13 protein-coding genes, 1 tRNA gene and 1 pseudogene are annotated in these 22,608 nt (G+C 57.0%); all 15 read right to left on the reverse strand.

Annotation, left to right across the window (positions count from 1 at the left end):
- Positions 1 to 269 precede the first annotated feature (269 nt).
- Positions 270 to 1,040 (reverse strand): class I SAM-dependent methyltransferase, encoded by a 771-nt coding sequence (locus NTX71_08930; protein ID MCX6340027.1) that lies wholly within the window; start codon positions 1,038 to 1,040, stop codon positions 270 to 272.
- On the reverse strand, positions 1,012 to 2,070 hold the full coding sequence (locus tag NTX71_08935; GenBank protein MCX6340028.1) for a glycosyltransferase family 2 protein: 1,059 nt from the start codon (positions 2,068 to 2,070) through the stop codon (positions 1,012 to 1,014). The genes NTX71_08930 and NTX71_08935 overlap by 29 nt, the downstream gene beginning before the upstream one ends.
- A gap of 59 nt (positions 2,071 to 2,129) precedes the next feature.
- A complete protein-coding gene (locus NTX71_08940; protein ID MCX6340029.1) occupies positions 2,130 to 3,815 on the reverse strand; it encodes a glycosyltransferase family 39 protein in 1,686 nt (561 codons plus the stop codon).
- Between the two features lie 21 nt (positions 3,816 to 3,836).
- Positions 3,837 to 5,303 carry a hypothetical protein gene (locus NTX71_08945; GenBank protein ID MCX6340030.1) on the reverse strand — a complete coding sequence of 489 codons (1,467 nt, stop codon included), beginning with the start codon at positions 5,301 to 5,303 and terminating at the stop codon, positions 3,837 to 3,839.
- A 116-nt stretch (positions 5,304 to 5,419) separates the two neighbouring features.
- Positions 5,420 to 7,834, reverse strand: coding sequence for a YfhO family protein (locus tag NTX71_08950; GenBank protein MCX6340031.1), 2,415 nt, complete (start codon positions 7,832 to 7,834; stop codon positions 5,420 to 5,422).
- A 103-nt stretch (positions 7,835 to 7,937) separates the two neighbouring features.
- Positions 7,938 to 8,657, reverse strand: coding sequence for an ABC transporter ATP-binding protein (locus NTX71_08955; protein MCX6340032.1), 720 nt, complete (start codon positions 8,655 to 8,657; stop codon positions 7,938 to 7,940).
- Positions 8,650 to 9,885 (reverse strand): lipoprotein-releasing ABC transporter permease subunit, encoded by a 1,236-nt coding sequence (locus tag NTX71_08960; GenBank protein MCX6340033.1) that lies wholly within the window; start codon positions 9,883 to 9,885, stop codon positions 8,650 to 8,652. The genes NTX71_08955 and NTX71_08960 overlap by 8 nt, the downstream gene beginning before the upstream one ends.
- A gap of 205 nt (positions 9,886 to 10,090) precedes the next feature.
- Positions 10,091 to 11,587, reverse strand: a complete 1,497-nt coding sequence (lysS, locus tag NTX71_08965; protein MCX6340034.1) for a lysine--tRNA ligase — start codon at positions 11,585 to 11,587, stop codon at positions 10,091 to 10,093.
- Between the two features lie 242 nt (positions 11,588 to 11,829).
- Entirely contained in the window at positions 11,830 to 12,240 is a 411-nt protein-coding gene (locus tag NTX71_08970) for an exosortase system-associated protein, TIGR04073 family (protein ID MCX6340035.1), read from the reverse strand.
- A gap of 97 nt (positions 12,241 to 12,337) precedes the next feature.
- A protein-coding gene (gene prfB, locus NTX71_08975) for a peptide chain release factor 2 (protein MCX6340036.1) occupies positions 12,338 to 13,436 on the reverse strand; the annotation gives its coding sequence in 2 pieces (ribosomal slippage) (positions 12,338 to 13,378 and positions 13,380 to 13,436; 1,098 coding nt in all).
- 103 nt (positions 13,437 to 13,539) lie between these two features.
- Positions 13,540 to 14,985 carry an apolipoprotein N-acyltransferase gene (gene lnt, locus NTX71_08980; GenBank protein ID MCX6340037.1) on the reverse strand — a complete coding sequence of 482 codons (1,446 nt, stop codon included), beginning with the start codon at positions 14,983 to 14,985 and terminating at the stop codon, positions 13,540 to 13,542.
- Positions 14,986 to 15,131: 146 nt separating this feature from the next.
- On the reverse strand, positions 15,132 to 18,281 hold the full coding sequence (gene secA, locus NTX71_08985; protein ID MCX6340038.1) for a preprotein translocase subunit SecA: 3,150 nt from the start codon (positions 18,279 to 18,281) through the stop codon (positions 15,132 to 15,134).
- Between the two features lie 181 nt (positions 18,282 to 18,462).
- Positions 18,463 to 21,024: a magnesium-translocating P-type ATPase gene (mgtA, locus tag NTX71_08990; GenBank protein ID MCX6340039.1), complete on the reverse strand. Its 2,562-nt coding sequence runs from the start codon at positions 21,022 to 21,024 to the stop codon at positions 18,463 to 18,465.
- Positions 21,025 to 21,226: 202 nt separating this feature from the next.
- Positions 21,227 to 21,302 (reverse strand) — tRNA-Phe (locus NTX71_08995).
- Between the two features lie 7 nt (positions 21,303 to 21,309).
- A pseudogene (locus NTX71_09000) lies at positions 21,310 to 21,969 on the reverse strand (site-specific integrase).
- Positions 21,970 to 22,608: the final 639 nt, after the last annotated feature.

Genomic DNA, 22,608 nt, shown 5'->3' on the forward strand with positions numbered 1-22,608 from the left:
TGAGTACCTATCCCTCCGACGGCACCTGAACAAGTATTTGCTCCCCCTCCTTCGAACATTCGCGCGGATTCCCCAGCGGATGAACTTTCGTCTTCCGCCCCACATCCTTTCCGTTATCCACCACTATGACGTGGAATGATACTATAGTGCGCCTCTTCCTTCCATAATATACGCGGTTGCCATAAGTCCTGATAAATAAGAAGTGCCTACGCCATCTCGCGGCGCACCATGAGGCACTCGAGATTAAGACCATACCGCAACCACCATTATCATTCTTCTGGCATGCCTTTCTTTTCGGCAAGCGCAATGAGACTGAGCCCGAATGGGAGTGTGCATCTCCGCAACAGAAACCGTTCTGCACCCATAATCCCCTCAAACATGCGATTAAAAGGTGGAGGGGGAAACCAGAAATCAGTTCTATAGCGCGCACCCTTCCGCAAGGGGAGGATGAGCTTTCTGAGCAGCCGAATAATAATCGCGGGGAGGCAGAGCAGTGAATTATAATACGAGATGTAACTGATTTCGAATCCAGATTGTGCCAGTTCCTTTTGAAGGCGGGAGCGATTATAACGCCTCAGATGCCCGAAGGCGAGGTCATGCTCGCTGAAGATGCATTGACCTGCGGGCACGGTGACGAGCAGGAGAGTGCCTGCGGCCACAGATGAAGAGAGCGTGGCAAGAAAGCCCACAGTATCTTTCAGGTGCTCCAATAGGTCGAGGAGGAGCACCCCCTTGATATCACCCTCCATCCCGATGAGGCCATCAAGACCATCTCCAAGAAATACAGGACACCCTGTGCGCTTTCGTGCCACGTCGGCAGCGAATTCGGATATCTCTGTGCCGACCGCCCGGTAATACTTATTGAGCTGTACAAGGTTGCCGCCCGTGCCACACCCAACTTCCACAACGGTGAAGCCCTTCTGCGGGGGGATGTATCTCGTGAGGAGGTCAATGATAATCCTTCTCCTGGCCAGGAACCACCAGTGTGTATCCTCTATCTCACGATGAAGTTCATATCGTGGCAGCGGCATCTCCCTCATGGAATGGTCCCCCGATCTCCTCGGCGATGAGGCTATGGGGCCGACGTTTGACCTCGATGTACACATGCCCCAGATAGCACCCGATGATGCTGATGTAAAGGGAGAGAAAGCCGCCAAGCCCGATGAGAAGGGTGGTATAGGTCGCCCACCCCGGTATAGCCCGACTGGTAAATGCACGGATGCACACGATCACCAGGATCGCGATCAGACTGAGCGCACAGCTTAAAACGCCTATACCGAGGCCAAATTGGAGTGGCGCGCTCGAAAAAGACGTGAGTGCCTCGATGGCCATCTGGACCAGAGTGAATAATGATTGCCTGGGAGTCGCATCGTAGCGCCTGTCTCGGGAATAATGTACCTCTGCCTGGGAAAATCCGACCCACGTCCGCAATCCGGGAATATAACGCACACGCTCCGGGAACTGTGCGATCACGTCGACGGCCCGTCGGTCGAGCAAGCAGAAAAGCCCTGACTGTGGAATCATCGGGGGAGACGCGAGTCGTGTGAAGAGCGAATAAAATGCTTTGAAAAGAAGGCCCTTGAGCACGCCCGCCCTTCGATCTTCTTTGACAGTGTAAACGATCTTTGCTCCATCCCGCCATTTCTGATAGAGCGTTGGAATGAGCTCGGGGGGATCCTCGAGATCGCCGTCAATGATGACCACCGCCCGTCCGCGCGCCTTTTGGAGAGCGGTGGTAACCGCCGCTTGGAGCCCGAAGTTTCGAGAGTGCCGGATGCCGCGGAGGTATGGCTTTTGTCGCGAAAGCCGCGTGATTTTCTCCCACGTCGCATCGCGGCTCCCGTCATCAACGATAATAATTTCAAATTCGCGGCTACAGCTTAAGGCAGCACGGGCGGCACGCTCAACAAATGCCTCGACAACACATTCCTCACACCACATCGGCGCACAGATTGAGAGATCAATCGGAATGCGTTGAGCGTTGAGCGGCGTTTGGCAGAACGGGCACACGCGAGCCACCGTGACACCCGCAGAGGCAAATACCTCCCTGCATTTATTGCACGTATACATTTTCATCATGCACCACACACCAATGCTAGCACGGAGCGATCGTAACGGCAAGTACCTCTCTATCCCCAAAGAAGGGGCGCAGGGAGGGGCTTGTTCATACCCTTCTTTGTTTCCACGGCATCGCCGTGAGTCGCGACGTCATGCCCGACATCCCTTCTCCTAAAAATGAGAAAATCCTCAATTCCCCTATCGAATATATAATTTCCCGCGATGAACTTCTCTATACCTGGATATCTCCCGAGGCTTCTCAGCGAATCGTCACGCGTCCCAGTCGCCCACCAGGCAGGATCGTTTCTCACAATGAGAATAAGCTTCGGCCTGCCCCGAACCAGGGACGCGAGAAGCTCATCACCATAGCGGTCAGGGGACCAGTTGCAACGCAGCGGGAAATTGTGAATAAAGCGCGAGACATGCGGCCTCCCGGCACAATAGTACACGAGTGTCTCGCACCCCCATATAAAAACCGTCTCGTCCGGTCTTGTAGTATGCTTAATGTAATCTGCCACGACCAGGTCTGCGGGCAGGGAGAAATCATCCGAGGTGAACCTCACGTTCATGTAATAATCGTTCAGATCCCTTCGTTTTAGCAACCGGTCTGCGAGCGCGCGCGCGCTGTCCCTATACACCTGCATACAATACACATTATACCGGCTGTTTACGGTAAGGAGCGGTATCGCGACGACAAGCACAAGCACCAGCACTGCCACGCGCCTGAGGGGCTGCGCGTGATGCTTCCGAAACGGGAACGCCAGCGCGGATGAAGCGCCTATCGATAGAGGCGCGGCAAGGGGAGCAAAATGGTAGATGTAGAACTTGTTCTGGATGTAAAGATTCATCAGCGCGGCAAGCGCCCAGAGGGCAATCAGGTTGATTCGGAGACCGGGAGATCTCGTCGTCGCCGCCCAGGCATAGCTGATCAGCGCGAGGATCGCGAGGCTCACAAAACTGAAATGCGAGCTGAAGATGTCGCCGAGATGCAACAAGCCGGACACAGTGTGCGGCGGGGCGCCGACACGGCCGTACTCCCTTGCCCAGGTGAATTCTGTATACAGGAATTCTCTCCAGGCCCCTGTCAAATAAAGATAGACGGCATAACTCCCCACACAGAGAACGAACCCGCCCACCATGCAGGCGAGGCCCCCGAACGTTCTCCTGCTCCTCCCTTTCCCTACCAGCAGCACCACCATGCAGACGGCGAGCATCAATCCCATGGGATACTTGAGATAAAAGGCCGCCCCTACAAGGATTCCCTCTGCGAACGACAGAAAGAGAATCCGCTCCCTGTCGAGGGAGCGGAGCAGCAGAAGAACCGCGAGCGCGAGCGGGAGATTGAGAAAATCGTCCGGCTGCGCGGTGTTCCACCATCCCCTGCTCGCGTAGGCACTCACATAGATAAGGCCGGCGATCACCGCCACGTCATCGCTCTTTGCGATACGCCTGGTGATCTGGAAAAGCACCGCCGCGGTTGCAACCTGCCAGAAAAGGTCCAGCCATCTTATTGCGTGTATTGAATAGCTGAACAAAAACTCACTCAACGCATAGATGTAATAAATCGCAGGGGGTTTCGTATCCCAGAAATCCCTGAAGGGGACCGCTCCTTTGAGCACGAGATGTCCCGCGTAGGCAAACATCCCCTGGTCCCTGCCTGGTGGGTAGATGAGGGTCGGGAGCATTACAAAGAGGGCGAGCCCAACCAGCAGGAGAAGCTTGACCGGCGAGGTATTTTTGCTAAAAATAATGTTCATGTGCGATAATCATTATATGACCTACCTTACAGAGAGCGGAATATATTTCCCGCTTTTTTCATCATAGGCCATGATGGGTTTTTCTTTAAGGTGGTTCCAGCACCGGTAGCCGGCCAGGGCATAGTAGATTTCTTCGTATTGATCAACCGGCCTTCCGAGCCCGTCGATGAGCATAAGTCCCTTGCCTTCCTCTGTGTGCTTCAACCAAAAGTCCAGAGATTCTGAAGGGGTGGACTTGACGTCATACCATACTATAACACGATAAATGCTGGGATTATCCAGATTAGAAAGATTTTCCGGATATGCCAGCAGATGATGGATCGGGAGGAGCAGGCAAATCAGTATGCCGGCCCATTTGAGCCCCGCAGGCCGGGTTTCCCGACCGGTCAGATAATACCAGACGATCGCGTAGACGGCATAGATTGCCGCTAGGATTCCCGTGCACCGGCGGATGCCCGGCGCGTTCATGTCCAGATTGGGAAGAATAAGATTGAGGACAAGCAACAACCAGCTGAGAAGCAGGACGAGCCGGAGCGACCTTCTTGTAAAAAACAAAACTATCCCTGCAATCATGACAAATGCAACCGGGATGATCCCCGTCGCGCCTGAAAATTCGGTGCGTGAGAGCTCGAAGTGATAACCCTGGCCCCGCACAACCAGTTCTCTGAAGACAACTTTCAGACATCCGGCAAGAGCGGACAGATCCGGCTTGATGCCGCCTCCGCCGCGGAATAAGCCCCTTGTCGTAACTGGGTCATAAACGAGAATACTTCTGTTCTTTACATACAGGAAGCCGACCAGTAAGGGCACCATGAAGGCAGCAATGCTTAAAAGCACATTTCCCGTTACATACAGGGCACCGCGCATTTTAGCCCGCTTCCCGAGCTGTCGAAGATACAGAATAATCAGAACCGGCAGGTAAAGGATAAAAACAGGATACGACGTGCACGCTATCATAACCAGTCCCCAGAGCGCTATTTGTATGATGGCAACCAGCCATTTCTTATCGAAATTGAGCTTCGTTACCAGAAAGAGACAAATGGGGAAGTACTGAAGATCGAAGCCGTAGCCGCCTTGCATCATGCTGAAATAGAGAAAAATCGGCGAGAGTCCTATAGTGATAAGGGGCAGCCAGGCCCTGCCTGCGCCCATCAAGTTCCGAAGCACGCCTGCCAGGCAAAAGATTGAAACGAGATGGATTGCCAGCCGGACGATCTTGGCCGTGTGAAGTCCGAAGCCAAAGCAGTTATAAACAAAAAGCAACAGACCGTACCACCCGATGTTGGTTGACGCCCCGTTGTAGACAATGCGGTGCTGTAGCAAATACACGTTGCGAACAGATTCCATCAGTTCTTCATAACGGATCTGATTCATGGAGCGGAAGGAGTAAACGGCCTGTAAGCCAAAAAGCAGCGCTGCAAGCCACCAGTAGAGTGAAACCGTAGCACCGGTTTTCCCTGAAATAGACTTGCTCGATAAGTTCTGCAAGAAATTGAACCCCTGAAATAGTTTTCCCGTAACCGGCGAGTAACCGACTCCAAACCTCATAATCCCTTACTGATTAAGCTAAATAAGGAAGATTGCGCCCAAGATAATCGAAAAGCTCACCTGAGCGGATGAGGCAGGGCGCCCCGCCGGCAAGCCAGAGCGCAAAAATACAGCCCCAGAATTGCCAGTGCCCCTAATGTTATTCGCGCACCCAGAGCAAACGATCGCGACTCATAGCGGAATGTCACCATGTGCGCCCCCGCATCAAGTGCAACCGCCCTGAATGCATAGTTCGCGCGGAGTATTTCATTGCGCTGACCATCGACGTACGCCATCCATCCTGGATAATAGACATCGCTCAGGACAAGCACGCCAGCATCGGGGAGCGTCGCTCTGATGACGACCTCCCGCGGGAGCGAGCTCGTCAGCTCAACCCGGGTTATCTGTCCCGCCACCATCTTCTCAGGCAACGTCACGCCCGGTTTCTTCTCAAGGATGACCTCGCGGGCGAAATCAAAATGCTCACCCAATTCGTGAAGAATTTTCTCGCGATCGGAAATAATCCGGGCTTTATGGACCACGTATGCGCGGGGAATGGGTGTCTCCCGCTCATAGATATTTGTCCCGTCGCCTCCAAAACTCAGCCGATAGCCCGCCCTCATAAAACGCTGCTCCGCGGGAAGGATCAGATATCGGAGGCCAAGTGCCTCCAGCATCGGCGTGACGGTGTTGATGGCAAAGGTGAGCTGCGTTGCGGAGGAGACCCCCTGTGAGAAATCCACATATTCCTTGTAACTTCCCACGTTCGTCGTCTCATACCCATCAATGGCATAGATCCCCACGTTCATGTTCTGATTGGCGCCGGGCACTGCGATACTGGGGGCGAGGATTCTGAAGTCCGAACGGTCAGACGTAAAAAAATCAGCCACTCCCCTCGGCCAGTAGCAGGACGAGAGCGGGCTCACCATGATGTACTTCGAACCGTAGTGCCAGAGGTCAGTGAGGGAGATGCAGAGGATGAGCGCGCTCACAATCGCCGGCCATTGTTTCTTGTGCGTTGCAATCAAGATAACAGAAGATGATACTCCCAGCCAGATGGCAGCAGTGAGAATGCCTCTCCACGCAACGTGGTAGGTGGCGCGTATCAGCTGGATGTCTGCGGGATGGGGCGGAGGAGTCCCCTCAAAACCCCTCGCTGCGCGATAACGTAATGCCGCCTGCCAGAGAGAGGAGCGTTCCCCTCCGCTGGCGGCCATGACCAGACAGAGCAGCAGAAGAAGAAGGGCCAGCGCAAGCGTTGCGCCGCCAACGATCAGGAATTGCTTTTTTCTTTCCCCGGAGCACCTGGTCACACAGTGGCACCCATACCCTGCAAGCACGGAGAGAGAAAACGTCGTCAGGAATATGAATTTAGCCTGCCCCCTGAAGAGGGTAAAGCCGGGAACGTGATAGTAGAATATTTTAAAAAGCGGAGAATAGGCCCCGAATGCCAGCAGGAGTGAAAAGAGCGCCAATCCTGAAAAGAACAAGGTATAGCGATTCCGGATAAACAGCGATCCTATCAACGCAAGCACGAGTGGGAGGATTCCCACATAGGCGCAGGTCTCCCAGAGCAGCCATCTCCCCCAATATCGCACCTCGTGCATGTCACCCAAGAAACCGGGGACAAGGAAAGTGACGATATTCTCCGGAGGGAAAGAAACATCGCTCACCGCCTTTGGATCACGAAGCAACGTGCGACTTGAGTGAGTGGTGAATTCCATGCTCGGGAATAGCTGGATCGCGGAGAGTGCAATGCCCACCACAAGAATGACCACGATGCCCCCGCATACGTATCCGAGGGGCGAAATACTCCCCGCCCCGCGGCAGTCGATGAGCCCCCGGAACAGCAGATACAGCACAAGCGCACCCAGGCAATACGCCATGTATTGGGGGTGCCCGGCAAGGACCTGCAGCGCGAGCACGGCCCCCCCGAGGATATAGTAGCGCATCTCCTTCTTGCGCAACGCAATCTCGGCGAGGAGCAGGGAGAGCGGGAACCAGGACAACGGATTGAATATATGGCCCGGAAAAAGCTGGACGAGGTACGGCCCGGAGAAGATAAAGGTGAGTGCAGAAACGAGCGCGCTGAAGCGGTCTCCCAGGAGATACCTCACGAACGCGTACGTGAGGACACCGGTGAGAAAGAAATGAAAAGCGATCGAGTAGTTAAGGGCGCTGTGGACAGGTATAAAGAGGAATATGAGGTTGAGGGGATAGAATATTGCGGAGTGCCAGTTTGCAACAAATGGCACCCCGCAGAAGAGATACGGATTCCAGAGCGGGATCACTCCCTTTTTCAGAAGACCAAACCCGAAGAGCCTCAAGGGATATATGTGGTGGGTGAGATCGAGAAAAATGGGATGGCTGAGGATAACCTGGGAATTGAAGAACGATTTCCTGAAAAGGGCAACTGTAACAAAGAGAAGGAGCAGGATACAATACCGATCTCTCAACCGCGGCATCGCTTCCTCGGGTGCATTGTTACTCATTACGTTCTCGTGGAGATTGTCAGTGCAGACGCTTTACGCGCCAAAACTATCACCAACACTGATTCACTGTGCACACCAGCATAATTTTGTACTGTGCCCCCTGTCAGACAATCCTTCCGTCAACCATCCTCAGGTGCCGGTGGGCTATGGCCGCGAGGGCATCATTGTGTGTGACGATGACGAATGTCTGCCCCGAGCGCGCGTTGAGCTCCGCGATGAGCTGGTGGAGCTCGGCGCTCGTGCGCGTGTCGAGGTTGCCGGTCGGCTCGTCGGCGAGCACCAGGCTCGGCTCATTCATGAGCGCCCGCGCAATGGCAACACGCTGCTGCTCGCCGCCGGAGAGCTCGGCCGGCTTGTGCCGGATTCGATCCCGCAGCCCCACGAGCCCCAGGAGCTCTTCCGCCCGCCGCTCGCGTTCCGCCCCCCTGGCGAACTTCCCCTCCGCGTACACGAGCGCGGGCATGAGGACATTCTCGAGGGCGGTGAACTCAGGCAGAAGATGGTAGAACTGGAATACAAAACCGATGCGGAGGTTCCTGAGCCTGGCGCGTGCGTTCTCCGAGAGGAGGAACAGATCCTGCCCCTCGATCAGCACGCTGCCGCTGTCCGGGCGGTCGAGTGCTCCCATCAGATGGAGGAGGGTGCTCTTCCCGACTCCTGAAGGTCCCACAATCGAGAGTATCTCTCCGCGGGATATCGAGAGATCAATCCCCCTGAGCACATGCAGCCGCGTTTCCCCGCTCAGGTAGGACTTGCACAACCCCCTCACCTCGAAGAACGGTTCCTCATGACTGGGCGGAGCAACGCCTGAGAGGCTACTCATAGCGCAGCGCCTCCACCGGGTCGAGCCGGGAGGCCTGCCACGCCGGATAGAGCGCAGCAGCCGTGCTCAGGGCGATGGCGATGGCGGCGGTCAGGGAGATCCTCACCCATGACAGTTCCACGGGGATCTTGTCCAGGTAGTAGATATCGCTCTTGAACAACTGGAACCCCGTGAGCCAGCCGATGAAATCCGCGATCGGATTGATCGAATCCGAAAAGAGGTATCCCGCCGCCACCCCCATGAGGGCGCCTGTGATGCCGATGAGCGCGCCCTCCATCGTGAAGATGGTCATGATGCTGCGGGGTTTTACCCCGATCGCCTTCAGAATCCCGATATCCTTCGTCTTCTCCATCACCACCATGATCATGGTGCTCGCGATATTGAGGGCGGCGACGAGCACGATGAGGGCGACAATAAAGAACATGACCTTCTTCTCCATCCTCACCGCGGCGAAGAGGTTGGGGTTCTTCTCCATCCAGCTCTTGACCAGATACGGGGAGGGGAACGCCGTCTTGAGCTCCCGTTCCACCCTGCGCGTCAGGTCCATATCTCTAATCTTCACGCTCACGCCATGGACCGCGCCATCGAACCGGAAGAGCTTCTGAGCGGTGTTCAGGTCAACATAGACGAGCGAGGAGTCGTACTCGTACATGCCGGAGTTGAAAATGCCGGCGATGACCCGGTCGAGCACGACGGGGACGGGCCCCGCGGGGGTCTGCACCTCAACGGGGGAGACGATCTTGACCTCGTCGCCCACGTCAAATCCCATATCCTTCGCGAGCTCCTCCCCCACGATGATCCCGGCCCCCGATTCGAGGAGATTCCCCTGCGCAATGTACTTCCTGAGCGCGGTCGTCTTCCCCTCGCGCAGGGGATCAATTCCCTTCACAACCACGCCGCGCGCCTGCCGTGCGCCCCTCACAATCACCTGGCCGATGATATACGGCGCCGCGGCGAGCACGTCCGGGAGCTGCTCGGCATTCCTGATCACCCCCTCGTAGTCCCGCATCACCGGCCTCACCTCGATCGTGAGCTCGGAATACACTCCAATCACCTTATCCTTCATCTCGCGCTCAAACCCGCTCATCACCGCGAGCACCACGATGAGCGCCATCACCCCGAGCGCCACGCCTGCCAGGGATATCACGGTGATAAAGGAGATAAAGCGGTGCTTGCGCTTCGCCTTGAGGTACCTGAACCCCACGAACAGTTCGAATGGGAGTTGCATGAGATACACCTTGATGCTGATGCTGTTTCACCACGGAGACACGGAGAACACGGAGAACAAGAGATTATTACAAAGGGCAAAAGAACCGAATGAATAACATACCTGGAAGCTCCACCACAGAGGGTATGAGACTGCTTTCATAAGCCATATCCTTACTCCGTGCTCTCCGTGCCTCCGTGGTAAAAATCCCTACGATATTTTCGTCTCACCTCTCAAGTCCCACTTCTGACTTATCTTCCGGTTTTAATTGCGGGAACAGGATCACGTCCCGGATGGACTCCCTGCCGCTGAAGAGCATGACGAGCCTGTCAACACCGATCCCCAGCCCCCCCGCCGGCGGCATGCCGTACTCGAGCGCCCTGATGAAGTCCTCATCCATCCGGTGCGCCTCATCGTCTCCCCTGTCCCTCGCGGCCCGCTGGGCCTCAAACCGCTCCCGCTGGTCGAGGGGATCGCAGAGTTCCGAGAAGGCGTTGACAACCTCCAGGCCGCCGATGAAAAGCTGGAATCGCTCCGTGAGTAGTGGCTTCTCCGGTATCTTTTTCGCGAGGGGGGAGAGCGCAACGGGATAGTCAATGAGGAAGGTGGGCGCGATCAGGATGGGGACCACGCGGCTCTTCACCACCTCATCCACGATCTTGGCATATGTTTTCGGCCCCTCGATCTGGAGCTCCAGCCTCGCCGCAGCCGCCGCGGCCGCCGCTTCTCCCCTCTCGGGAGAGAGGTCCTCGCCCGTGTGCGTTCGTACCGCCTCAAGAATGGGCAGGCGCGGCCAGGGTGGCGAGAGGGAGATGTCGTGTCCGCGAAAGCTGATGCGCTCAGACCCCAGCACCTCCCGCGACAGCGTGCCGATCATCTCCTCGACAAGCTCCATGATGTTCCTGTAGTCGGCGTACGCCTCGTAGAGCTCGAGCATCGTGAATTCGGGGTTGTGCCTGGTGGAGATGCCCTCGTTGCGGAAATTCCGGTTGAGCTCGTAAATCTTCTCCATTCCCCCGACGAGCAACCTCTTGAGGTACAGCTCCGGCGCCACGCGCAGGTAGAGATCCGTGTCGAGCGCCCGATGGTGGGTGACGAACGGCCTCGCGGTCGCCCCCCCGGGGAGCGGCTGCATCATCGGGGTTTCAACCTCTATAAACCCGCGCGCATCCAGAAACGCGCGCAGGCCGCTGATGACGCGGCTCCTGAGCATGAACACGCGGCGCGATTCCTCGTTGGACATGAGATCCAGGTACCGCTGCCGGTAGCGGGTCTCCACATCGGCGAGGTTGTACCAGTGCCTGTCTTCCTTGCTCTTGCCGAGCGGAGGCTCCCTGAGGGCTTTCACGAGGATCTCGATGCGCTTTACCTCAAGCGTCTTTTCGCCCATTTTTGTCGTGAAAAGCTTCCCCTCCACGCCGACGATATCGCCGGTATCGAGATTTTTCACCTGGGAGAACACGTCGCTCCCGAGCACATCCTGCCTCAGATAGAGCTGGATCTTTCCGCTCGCATCCCGGAGGTCGGCAAAGATAGCCTTCCCATGCCCCCGCATTGAGACAAGCCTGCCCGCGAGGCGCGCCTCCCCCCCTTCGGTAAAACGTTCCACGGCTTCGCCCACCGCCTGGCGGCGCGGGAATGCGTCCTGGTACACGCGCGCCCCCGCCTCGCGGAGCCGCTTCAGTTTCTCCAGCCTCTGTTCGTACAGGTTGTCTATTTCCATTGCCTCACCCGAAACCGCTCCTCAGTTCTCTAACCACTGAAAACACTGAATATTCTGAATCGTTGTTTCTCCAGTGATTTCTGTGTCTTCAGTGGTTAAAACATTACACGATCTTCTCCGTGCCCTCCGTGCCCCTGCCTGCCGGCAGGCAGGTCCGTGGTGAAAACCAATTAAACAAAAGCGCACGGGCGCTCCATTCCTCCACGCCCGCGCGCCTCGCGTGCTGCGCCTCTTCAACAACCTCACTGCGCCTGAATGGGTTGCTCCTGTGCGGGTGGGGGCGGGGCATCAGGCGGCTTCTGCTGCAATGGCCCCTCCGGCGCCTCGACCCACGGATTGTACTCGGGCTGAACCAATCCATTCCATTCTGTTTTCGGCAACGGCATGGGGAAGGTTGCAAGGTCCGCCGCGCCCGAGAGGACACGCAGCGGCACCATGATGATTCCCTTCCCCACTCCCATCGGGGCTCCCCGCATGATGCCCTTTTCCTTACACATCGCGTACGGCTGGTAGGGAAGTTCCAGCCAGCAGCCCAGCACGTTGGAGAATCCCCTGTCCGCCTTATGGCTGACATCGTCCCAGTAACCGGCAAACGCAACCGCGCTCAGCACCACGAGCAGGATCCCCGCGCATAATACACGTATCACACTCATGCCCTCCTCCTTTCCAACCGGGTGAGATTGTACCGTATATTCGCTCCCCGCGTAAAGCCCATTGCCTTTTTTCTTTTCACTATTCACCATCCACTTTTCACTCTCCACTGTGTCTGAGGTACGCCTCGATAAACGGCTGGATCTCTCCATCCATGACCGCCTGCACATTGCCTGTTTCATGCCTGGTCCGGTGGTCCTTGACCATCTGGTAGGGCTGGAAGACGTAGGAGCGGATCTGGCTTCCCCAGGCAATTTCCTGTTTCTCCCCCCGCTCCTTTGCAAGTTCCTCCTCTTTGATCCGCCGGAAGTGCTCCGCCACGCGCGCGGTGAGCACGCGCATCGCGGTCACGCGGTTCTTGTACTGCGAGCGCTCGTTCTGGCACTGCACGACGATCCCGGTCGGGAAGTGCGTGATGCGGACGGCGGAGTCCGTCTTGTTCACGTGCTGGCCGCCCGCCCCGTGGGCGCGGAAGGTGTCGATCCTCAGATCCTCGTCCTTGATCTCGATCTCCTGCTCTCCCTCCACCTCCGGCACCACGTCCGCCGATGCGAACGAGGTGTGCCGCCGCTTATTCGAGTCGAACGGGGAAATCCGCACGAGCCGGTGAACGCCGCGCTCCGCCTTAAGGTAGCCATAGGCGTAGGCTCCCCTGACGGACAGCGTGACGCTGCGGAATCCGGCCTCCTCGCCCGGGGTCATGTCGAGGACCTCCACCGCGCACCCGCGCTGCTCCGCCCACCGCCGGTACATCCGAAGCAACATCGCGACCCAGTCGCAGGACTCGGTGCCGCCGGCCCCCGCGTGGATCATCATGATCGCCCCCGCCTGGTCGTGCGGGTCAGCCAGCATCGACTTGAGCTCGAGCTCGCGGTACTCGCCTTCGACGCGCTCGAGGTCCTTCGCCAGTTCTGGGGCGGAGCTCTCGTCCCCCTCAGCCCTGATGAGTTCGAGGAATACGCCGATGTCCTCCGCTTCCTTGCTGATCTTCTCCCAGCACCCGACTGTCTCCTTGATCCTGCTGAGCGTTTCGGTGACGGTCCGTGCGCCGGCCTGGTCGCTCCAGAAACCCGACCTGCCTATCTTCTCCTCGAGGCCGGAAATCTCCTTCCGCTTGCCGGGGACGTCAAAGGTAGTCTCCGAGCTTCTGCAGGCCATCAATGAGCCGCATTTGCCGGTCGATCAGTTCGTCAAGCATATAACCCTCCGGATAAATCCCAAATCCCAAACCTTAAATCCCAAATCCAAAATCCCAAATCCCAATATAGCAACTGCATCTCCAGGCGGCAATCGTCACATAATCAGGAGCGCCTGAACAGCCTCCCGCAGAAGATGGTGAGTACTGCCGCCAGGCAGTAGATCGAAAAAACATTCCCCCACTTCGTATACAGCGTGGGTGTTCCCCCGATCCGGATGTTCTCCACCGCCGTTCCCTGGACGCAGAGCTCCCTTCCCAACGCATCCCGCAGAACATGATACACCCTTCCATGTCGATCGATGAAGCATGAGAGGCCGCTGTTGGTGGCCCGCACCATGGGAACCGCGTTTTCAACGCACCGGAACACCGCGTAGGCGGCGTGCTGGTATGGCTGGCTCGACCTGCCGAACCAGGCATCGTTCGTTATATTGACGAGGAACCGCGCCCCCCGCTGCACGGCCTCGCGCGCGAGATCGGGGAATATGTCCTCGAAACAGATGAGCGGGGCGAAGTCCACCTGAGAAATCGAGAAGACGGTCGCGGTCTTCCCCTGGCTGAAGCCCTCCTCGAAGGGGACGAGCTTTTTCAGGAACGGAAAAAACCGCTTGCACGGGATGATCTCGCCGAAGAGGACGAGGTGGATCTTGTCGTAGCGCGCGACCGGGCCCCCCTGTGCGTCAAGAAGGAAGGCGCTGTTGAAATAGTCAGTGCCGCGGTCCGTCGCAATCGCGTGCGTACTGCCGAAGAAGAGCGGCGTCCGCGTCTCCTGCTGGAGCGCGGCAAGCGAGTCCCTGAGAACCGGGTCATACATGTAGTAACCGGGCGCCGAGGTCTCCGGCCAGACAATGATGTCCGGTTTCTCGTTCATGACCGAGAGGGTGAGGTCATGGAAGCGTTGGATAATCTCCCGCTGGAAACCCTCCCCGAATTTTTCTTCCTGTGGCACATTCCCCTGGATGACGGCGACCTTGACCAATTTCGCCTCCGGGGCGCCTATGACAAGGCTCACGGCGCCATACGCGGAGCACAACCCCACCACCAGGAATGTCGCGGCAGCCGGCGCCACGCATCGCCGGCCGCGCCTGAGCGCACACTCGTATATCACCGCGTTCACGAGCACGACGATGAATGACACGCCATAGACCCCGGTCAAAGAGGCTATCTGTATGAGGTGCAGAAACCGGTACTGCGTCGCTCCCAGCACACCCCAGGGAAGCCCCGTTAAGGCGTACGTCCGAACGTATTCCAGGGCGGTCCAGAAGAGCGGGGCGAAGAGCCAGCCGGGTACTCTCCCTTCCCGGCGCACCCAGTTCATGCCGATCCCGAAAACCGGGAAGTAGAGGGCGAGATAGAGCGTGAGGACGAAAAAGCCAGCGACAGTCACGTTATTGAGCCAGTAGAAGAGGCTCCAGTAAAAGGCGACTCCCCCCGCGTACCCGATCCGGAGTGTCTCCTTCCATCCCCTGCCTTCGATGGCCGTGAAAAAAGGTATCAGGCAGATCCAGGCGAGGCAATTCCAGTCCGTGTTCGGGAAGGACACGGTCATCATCAGACCGGATAAAATCGACAGGAGGTATGGTTGCATAAAAGTTCAAACGGTTTAAACCCCTGCACTCAGGTTCAAACCGTTCAAATTGTTGAAATTGTTAAAGTCGTTCACCGTATCGAATCAAACGGCTCCAACGACTTAAACGATTACGATTGCCCGCAGCACTTCTTGTACTTCCTGCCGCTGCCGCAGGGGCATGGCTCGTTGGGACCCACCTTCTTGTCCTTCCTCACAAATGGTTTTTTCACGGGCTGCTCTCCCTCGTCGCCCCCGCCCGCTGAATATGCGAGCTCACCCCGCGCCCCCACTCCCGCGAGGGCCGGTTCTTCCTCCTCGGCCATGTGGAAGGCGCTCACTTCCCTGTGCACGTACTGCTGCGCCGATGGCTCCTGGGCAATCTTCCGCATCGCCTCGGGAGAAAAGGTGATCCGGAAGATGCCGCTCACGATCTCTCCTTTCACGCTCCCCATCATCTCGGCGAACATATCAAAGCCTTCCCTCTTGTACTCCACCAGCGGGTCCTTCTGACCATATGCCCTGAGGAAGATGCCCTCGCGCAGCGCATCCATGTTGTAGAGGTGCTCTTTCCAGAGCCGGTCCACCACGCTGAGCATGAGGAGGCGCGTGAGCCGCTGCATCGCTGACTCCGCTCCCTCGCCGGCCTGGCCCATCTGCCGCGACGCCTCATCTTCGAACCGCCCCTTCCGTTCGTAGGCGGAAGAGAGCGCGGACACTATCGCCGCCCTGACCTCCTCAGGGCCGAACCCTTCCTTTTCGAGGTCCGCCGGTTTGAGAAACACGGGGAACGTAAGATTGAGCCAGCGGAGGAAACCGTCCAGGTCCCACTCATCCCGGTGAGCCCCCTCGGGAATATAGAGGGGGAGCTTTTCATCAACGGCCTCCGTGATCAGCTCCATCACCATGCCCGTGGGGTCATCGGTCCTGAGAATCTCTTCCCGAAACTCGTAGATGACCTCCCGCTGCTTGTTCATCACGTCATCGTACTCGAGCGTGTGCTTCCGGACGGCGAAGTTGCGCTGCTCGACACGCTTCTGCGCGGTCTCAATAGACTTGGTGAGCAGCGGGTGGACGAGCTCTTCGCCCTCTTTCATCCCGATCCTGTCCATGACCCTCGCAATACGGTCTGAACCGAACAGCCGCATGAGGTCGTCCTCGAGCGAGAGATAGAAACGCGACGAGCCCGGATCCCCCTGGCGCGCGCTCCGCCCGCGGAGCTGACGGTCTATACGCCGCGCCTCATGGCGCTCCGTGCCGATGATGTGCAGGCCGCAGGGCGGGTCGTCCCCGCACTCGAACATCCGCACCGTCTTGCCATCCGGCGGCTGGGCCGCGCGCCTGCATTCTTTTTCTCTCGCGCACTTCATGCAGCACCAGCGCGCACCCTCCACGATGCACTCAGGATTGACGACCCCCTCGCCGAGCTTGATATCGGTGCCGCGCCCGGCCATGTTCGTGGCGATGGTGACCGCGCCCTTCTGTCCCGTCCCGGCGATGATCTCCGCCTCCTGCTGGTGGTGGCGCGCGTTGAGGACGGAGTGCGTGATCCCGCGCCGCTGGAGGAGCCGACTGAGCACTTCCGACTGCTCAACGCTTATGGTCCCGACCAGCACCGGTCTCCCCTTCTTGTTCAACGCTTCGATCTCGTCAACGACCGCGTTGTATTTCTCGCGGCGGGTCTTGTAGATCACGTCGTGGTGATCTCTCCGCCGCACCGGCTCGTTCGTCGGGATGACGACCACATCGAGCTTGTAGATCTGGTGGAACTCATTCGCCTCGGTCTCCGCCGTCCCCGTCATTCCGGCAAGTTTCTTGTAGAGACGGAAGTAGTTCTGGATCGTGATCGTGGCGAAGGTCTGGGTCTCCTGTTCAACCTTTACCCCCTCCTTGGCCTCAACCGCCTGGTGGAGCCCGTCGCCCCAGCGGCGTCCCGGCATGAGCCTCCCGGTAAACTCATCCACGATGATGACGCGGTTGTCCTGCACGACATACTCCACGTCCTTTTCATAGAGGCCGTACGCCCTGATCAGCTGGATGAGGCAGTGCAGCTTCTCTCCGACCTCAATCTGGCGCTGCTGGAGCTGCTGCTTCCTGCGCTCCTTTTCCTCAGCGCTGAGTCCCTCGATCTCATCAATCTCCTGGAACCCCGTGATGATATCCGGCATGACAAACGACTGCTGGGCGCTGGGGTCAAGCACCTCGTGCCCCTTCTCTTTGATGTCGATATCGTGCCCCTTCTCGTCAATCTCGTAGTAGAGATCTTCGAGGAGCTTGAACTTCTCCTCTTTCTTGAGATCAACCCTGAGGTCGAGGTCCACGCGGTCAACGAGCCTCCTGATCTCCGGACCCTCCATGAGCTTGAGGAGCTGCCTGTTCTTAGGCGCCCCCTTGCTCACGAGATAGATCTTGCGCCCCGCCTCATAGCGCTTGTCTTTATGATCGAGTTCTTCCTTGGCTTCGGTAATCAGCTTGTTACAGAGTGAGGTCTGCTTGCGCACCAGCTCATCCGCCCTAGGCTTGAGCTTGTCGTACTGCTGCGTGGTGACCATCACCGGGCCCGAGATGATGAGCGGCGTCCTGGCCTCGTCGATGAGGATGGAATCCACCTCGTCCACGATGGCGTAGTGGTGCCCCCGCTGCACCTGGTCATCCAGGCTCATCGCCATGCCGTTGTCCCGCAGGTAGTCGAACCCGAATTCGCTGTTCGTGCCGTAGGTGACATCCCTGACGTAGGCCGCCCTGTGCTCCTCGTGCGGCATATCGTGCTGGATGCACCCGACGGTGAGGCCGAGGAACTCGTAGACCGGGCCCATCCACTGCGAGTCACGCCGGGCGAGGTAGTCGTTCACCGTCACGAGGTGAACATTCTCGCCCGTGAGGGCGTTGAGGTAGAGCGGCATCGTCGCGACGAGCGTCTTCCCCTCCCCCGTGGCCATCTCGGCGATCTTCCCCTGGTGGAGGACGACGGCGCCCATGAGCTGGACGTCAAAGGGGATCATGTCCCAGGCGACCTCGAGGCCGCAGACCCGCCAGCGCTTCCCCACGAGCCGGCGGCATGCGTTCTTCACCGCCGCAAACGCCTCCGGCATGATGTCGTCCAGCGTTTCCCCCTCGGCGATCCGCTTCTTGAACTCCGCCGTCTTCGCCCGGAGCTGTTCGTCGGTGAGGGACTGGTACTCCTTTTCCATCTCGTTGATCGCGCTGACGATGGGAAAGAACCGCCTGATATCGCGGTCGTTCTTCGTCCCGATCGTGTGCTTCAGAAGCCATGTGAACATACGGGGACCTCTCTTGATTGGCACTATTGTAGCATCATCACCCGCGCGGGACAACAGCGGCACCACCGAGAAACGACGTTTGAACCGTGTGAATGGTTTGAGCAGTTTGAACTGTTGAATCATGTAAAACATCTTGCGGCTCAAACGATTCAAACAGCTCAAACGGCTCAAACTTCATCTTCTATTCGTACCCAAATCTCCGAATAAACCAGACCTTTACCAGTTGCACGAGGGCGAGGTAGGTCACCACCATCACGGAGAGGATGAGGAAAAAGGCGGCGGGGGGGGTGACAAATCCGAACGGTCCCGCCAGCGGGCAGAGCGGTATCAGGATGCCGACGGCCACGATCGCGAGCGAGGTGGCCATCAGAAACCTGCTCGGCATGCTCTCGATGAAGGGGAGCCTCCCCGTACGGATGACATAGATCACCAGCGTCTGCGTGCACAGGGACTCGATGAACCACCCGGTGTGGAACAGCTTCGGGTTGTTCCCGCAGTGGAACAGCCAGAGCATGACCCCGTAGGTGAGGAAATCGTAGATCGAGCTAATCGGCCCGATGATGAGCATGAATTTTTTAATGTAGTCGATGTTCCAGGGCCTCGGCCGCCTGAGGTACACCTTATCTACATCATCCATCGGAATAGCGACCTGGGAGACATCGTACAGGAAGTTATTGAGCAGTATCTGTATCGGCAACATCGGCAAGAAGGGGAGAAACATGCTCGCTCCTGTCATGCTGAGCATATTTCCGAAGTTCGAGCTCGATCCCATCTTGATGTACTTCACGATGTTCCCGAAGGTCTTCCTCCCCTCCCTCACGCCGTCCTCGAGTACCATCAGACTCTTCTCGAGGAGGATCATATCTGCTGACTCTTTAGCGATGTCCACGGCGTTGTTCACCGAGATGCCGACGTCCGACGCCTTGAGCGCCGGGGCGTCATTTATCCCGTCGCCCAGGTAGCCCACGATATGACCGTTCTCGTGCAGGGCGTGGATGACACGCTCCTTCTGGACGGGAGAGAGCCGCGCAAAGACGGTGGTCGTCTTGACGAGTTCCCGAAGGCCCTGATCGTCCAGCTTCTCCACCTCATCACCCGTTGCTATCCCCTGGACATCCATGCCGACCGACCCGCATATCTTCTTCGTCACCAACTCGTTGTCGCCTGTCAACACCCTGCACTGGATCCCCAGTCTCCTCAATACCTCGATCGCACGCCGGGCGCTCGGTTTGGGCGGGTCCAGAAACGCGACGTACCCCTTGAGGATCAGGTCCTTCTCATCGTCCTTTGAATAGACTCCTTGTGCCCCGTCCATATCCTTGTAGGCAATCGCGAGGACCCTGAACCCATCCGCGCTCAGGGCGTCGTACTCCTCGCGCAGGTCGGTGAGGATCATCTCCCCGATATCGAGGATCTCGCCGTCCAGCTCGCATTTCGTGCACCGTTTGAATATCGCCTCGGGGGCGCCCTTCGCGATGAGGCGGTGCTTCCCGTCCATCTCGACGATCACGGACATGATCTTTCGCCAGAAATCGAACGGCACCTCGTCCACCTTCCGGTACTGTTTCACCAGCAGCTTCTGGTGCTTCAGGATGGCGCGATCGAGCAGGTTTTTGAGTCCCGTCTGGTAGTAGCTGTTGATGTATGCGTAGCGCAGGACATCCGCGTCCTCTTTTCTCACCACGTCGCAGTGCTTTTCCAGCACGATCTTGTCCATGGTGAGCGTCCCTGTCTTGTCCGTGCAGAGGATGTCCATGGCGCCGAAGTTCTGTATGGAGTTCAGGCGCTTCACGATCACCCGTTTCTTTGACATGGCGATCGCTCCCTTTGAGAGGTTGATCGCCACGATCATCGGGAGCATCTCAGGCGTCAGGCCGACGGCGACGCCCAGGGAGAAGAGGAGCGACTCTATGAGGGCGCCGCGCCGCAGGGCGTTGATTGCGAAGATGAACACAACCATGACGAGCATCGCGCGTATCATGAGCCAGGTGAACCGGCGGATGCCTGTATCGAAGCTCGTCTCGCTCCTTATGGCGGCGAGCCTGCGGGAGATTTCACCGAACTGCGTCGCGATCCCCGTCGCGAGGACGACGCCGAGCGCCGTCCCGCTCACCACGCTCGACCCCATGAAGGCGATATTGGCCATCTCGGAAACCGAATGGCCTTTCGGGCGCACGGGGCCGGCGACCTTCTTGACGGGGAATGACTCCCCGGTCAGCGATGCCTGGTTGATGAAGAGGTCCTTGCAGGAGATGATGCGGATATCCGCGGGGATCATGTCGCCGGCGAAGAGGTCAACGACGTCTCCCGGCACAATCTCCTTGATTTTTATCTCGCGGGGTTTCCCGTTGCGGTACACGGTCGCGGTGGCGCGCACCATCTCGCTGAGCTTCTCGGCCTCCTTCCCCGCGCGGTATTCCTGGATGAACGAGAGCAGCACGCTCATGGTCGCCATCAGGATGACGAGCAGGGCGCTGATCCTCTCTCCGAAGAACAGCGAAAAGCCCGCGATGATGAGGAGCACGATCACCAGGGGATTGACGAACTTGGAGAGGACCTGGATGAGGATGGTCCTCTTCCGTTTCTTCGCGGGCTCGTTGGGCCCGTATTCCTTCAGGCGTTTTCCGGCCTCCGCGTCCGAGAGGCCCTTCGCCGAGGTGCGCAGACTTCGAAACACAGTCCCGTCATCGCAGCCCACATAGTCAAAATCCAGCGTCTGTGTTCTCTGTGGTTCAACTTTCATATTGGCTATTCTACCACGTTCCACTCTTCACTTTTCACTCTTCACTGCGATGTTGCCAGCCAGCGCCTCACAATCGGTTCACACGGCTCAAACGATTCACACGGCTCAAACAGTTCAAACTGTTCGAAACGGCTCAAACGATAAATATATTGGGGGATAATTCGCGTGCAGGGCGTCTACACAACAGTCGCAGGTATAGAAATGGTGCCGGGGGACGGAATCGAACCGCCGACGCACAGATTTTCAGTCTGTCGCTCTACCGACTGAGCTACCCCGGCAACATGCTTATGTGGAACGAGATATGAAAGATTGTATTTCTGCTATAAGTGGGCTAGTGTCCATATAGTGTCTATCATTTGACATTTCCCCACCCTCAAGGAGCCTAACAGCTTCCTTCTTAGCTTCGGGTGTTGGATGCGCGTATCTCATCGTTGTCACGATAGACGAATGCCCCAAAAGTTCCTTTATCACCGGAAGGCTTACGCCCGCCAATACCAACTTCGTCGCAAAATGATGCCGAAGATCATGGAACCGGCAATGCTTTATTCCAGCCCTTCTCTGAGCTGCGTAGAAGGATTTCTTGACCGATTCATACGGTCTTCCATCGGCGTGAAAAACATATATACCATCACGCTCTCTGTTTTTCAATACATTAGTGACAGTTTAATTAAGGGGAATCTTTCTATCTTTCCCGCTTTTCGTTCTAGTAACCGTTATATATCCCTGTTGAAGCTCAATCCGCTCCCATTCGAGCTTGAGTATCTCTCCTATCCTCATTCCAGTGTTTAATGCGATTAAAACTATGTCCTTCATATAGGGATTGCATGCTCTTAATAATCTATCAATCTCGTCCTGTCGAAAAGGCCGTTCAACAATGTTTTCCTCTTTGAAATATTTAATCCCTTTCACCGGATTATGCTCAGCACTGCCCCACCTTATGGCCATGTTAAACATATGTTTTAAGCAGGTTAGTTCCCTGTTAATAGTCGTCATCGGGATGTCTCGCGAATCTTTTCCCCTATATTTATCCCTGGCTCTAATCTCCTGTTGCCGCTGTATTTTATATTGTTCGATCAAGTGAGAGCCTATCTGGTCGATAGTGCGATTGCCGAAGAACCTATTCAGATTCTTCATGATACAGAGGTCTGCTTTACAAGACCTTTTATTTGCCCGTGAATATTCGAGATATTTCTCCGCGAGCACACCGAAGGAAATCCTCTTTCGTTTTGGTGCCATCTTAAATGTCCCTCGCACAATCTCAGACAGTTTTATTGCAAGGGCCTGCTCCGCCTGTTTCTTACTCGGCCCTATCTTCTGCCTGAATCTTACCAGGTCGCAGTAATAATCTATGTACCAGTTACCGTGCTTCTTGAAGATTGCCATGTTTGATTAGCCCCTCATTCGCGACTTATTTTCTTATCACACAGAAAGGATATAATAACCATAATTAGGGTCTCCTGAAAAAGTATTTTTCGGATTGTATACGCGAGAGCACCGGCTATTATCTCCCCCTTCATACCTGAAAGAGACTTCCCCTCCCGCCCCTGGTCAGATTCTCTTCGCCGCCGTGGCCAGATTCATGCC

This window comes from Candidatus Auribacterota bacterium (assembly GCA_026392035.1).
GTDB lineage: Bacteria > Auribacterota > Tritonobacteria > UBA1439 > UBA1439 > JAPLCX01.

What these genes read in the sequence shown, in the direction of transcription:
- lysS (MCX6340034.1), bottom strand. Translation starts at nt 11,587, where the DNA reads ATGGAAATAGACAACCTGTACGAACAGAGGCTGGAGAAACTGAAGCGG.
- NTX71_08940 (MCX6340029.1), bottom strand. Translation starts at nt 3,815, where the DNA reads ATGAACATTATTTTTAGCAAAAATACCTCGCCGGTCAAGCTTCTCCTG.
- secA (MCX6340038.1), bottom strand. Translation starts at nt 18,281, where the DNA reads ATGTTCACATGGCTTCTGAAGCACACGATCGGGACGAAGAACGACCGC.
- NTX71_08930 (MCX6340027.1), bottom strand. Translation starts at nt 1,040, where the DNA reads ATGAGGGAGATGCCGCTGCCACGATATGAACTTCATCGTGAGATAGAG.
- NTX71_08935 (MCX6340028.1), bottom strand. Translation starts at nt 2,070, where the DNA reads ATGTATACGTGCAATAAATGCAGGGAGGTATTTGCCTCTGCGGGTGTC.
- lnt (MCX6340037.1), bottom strand. Translation starts at nt 14,985, where the DNA reads ATGATGACCGTGTCCTTCCCGAACACGGACTGGAATTGCCTCGCCTGG.
- NTX71_08955 (MCX6340032.1), bottom strand. Translation starts at nt 8,657, where the DNA reads ATGAGTAGCCTCTCAGGCGTTGCTCCGCCCAGTCATGAGGAACCGTTC.
- mgtA (MCX6340039.1), bottom strand. Translation starts at nt 21,024, where the DNA reads ATGAAAGTTGAACCACAGAGAACACAGACGCTGGATTTTGACTATGTG.
- NTX71_08960 (MCX6340033.1), bottom strand. Translation starts at nt 9,885, where the DNA reads ATGCAACTCCCATTCGAACTGTTCGTGGGGTTCAGGTACCTCAAGGCG.
- NTX71_08970 (MCX6340035.1), bottom strand. Translation starts at nt 12,240, where the DNA reads ATGAGTGTGATACGTGTATTATGCGCGGGGATCCTGCTCGTGGTGCTG.
- NTX71_08950 (MCX6340031.1), bottom strand. Translation starts at nt 7,834, where the DNA reads ATGAGTAACAATGCACCCGAGGAAGCGATGCCGCGGTTGAGAGATCGG.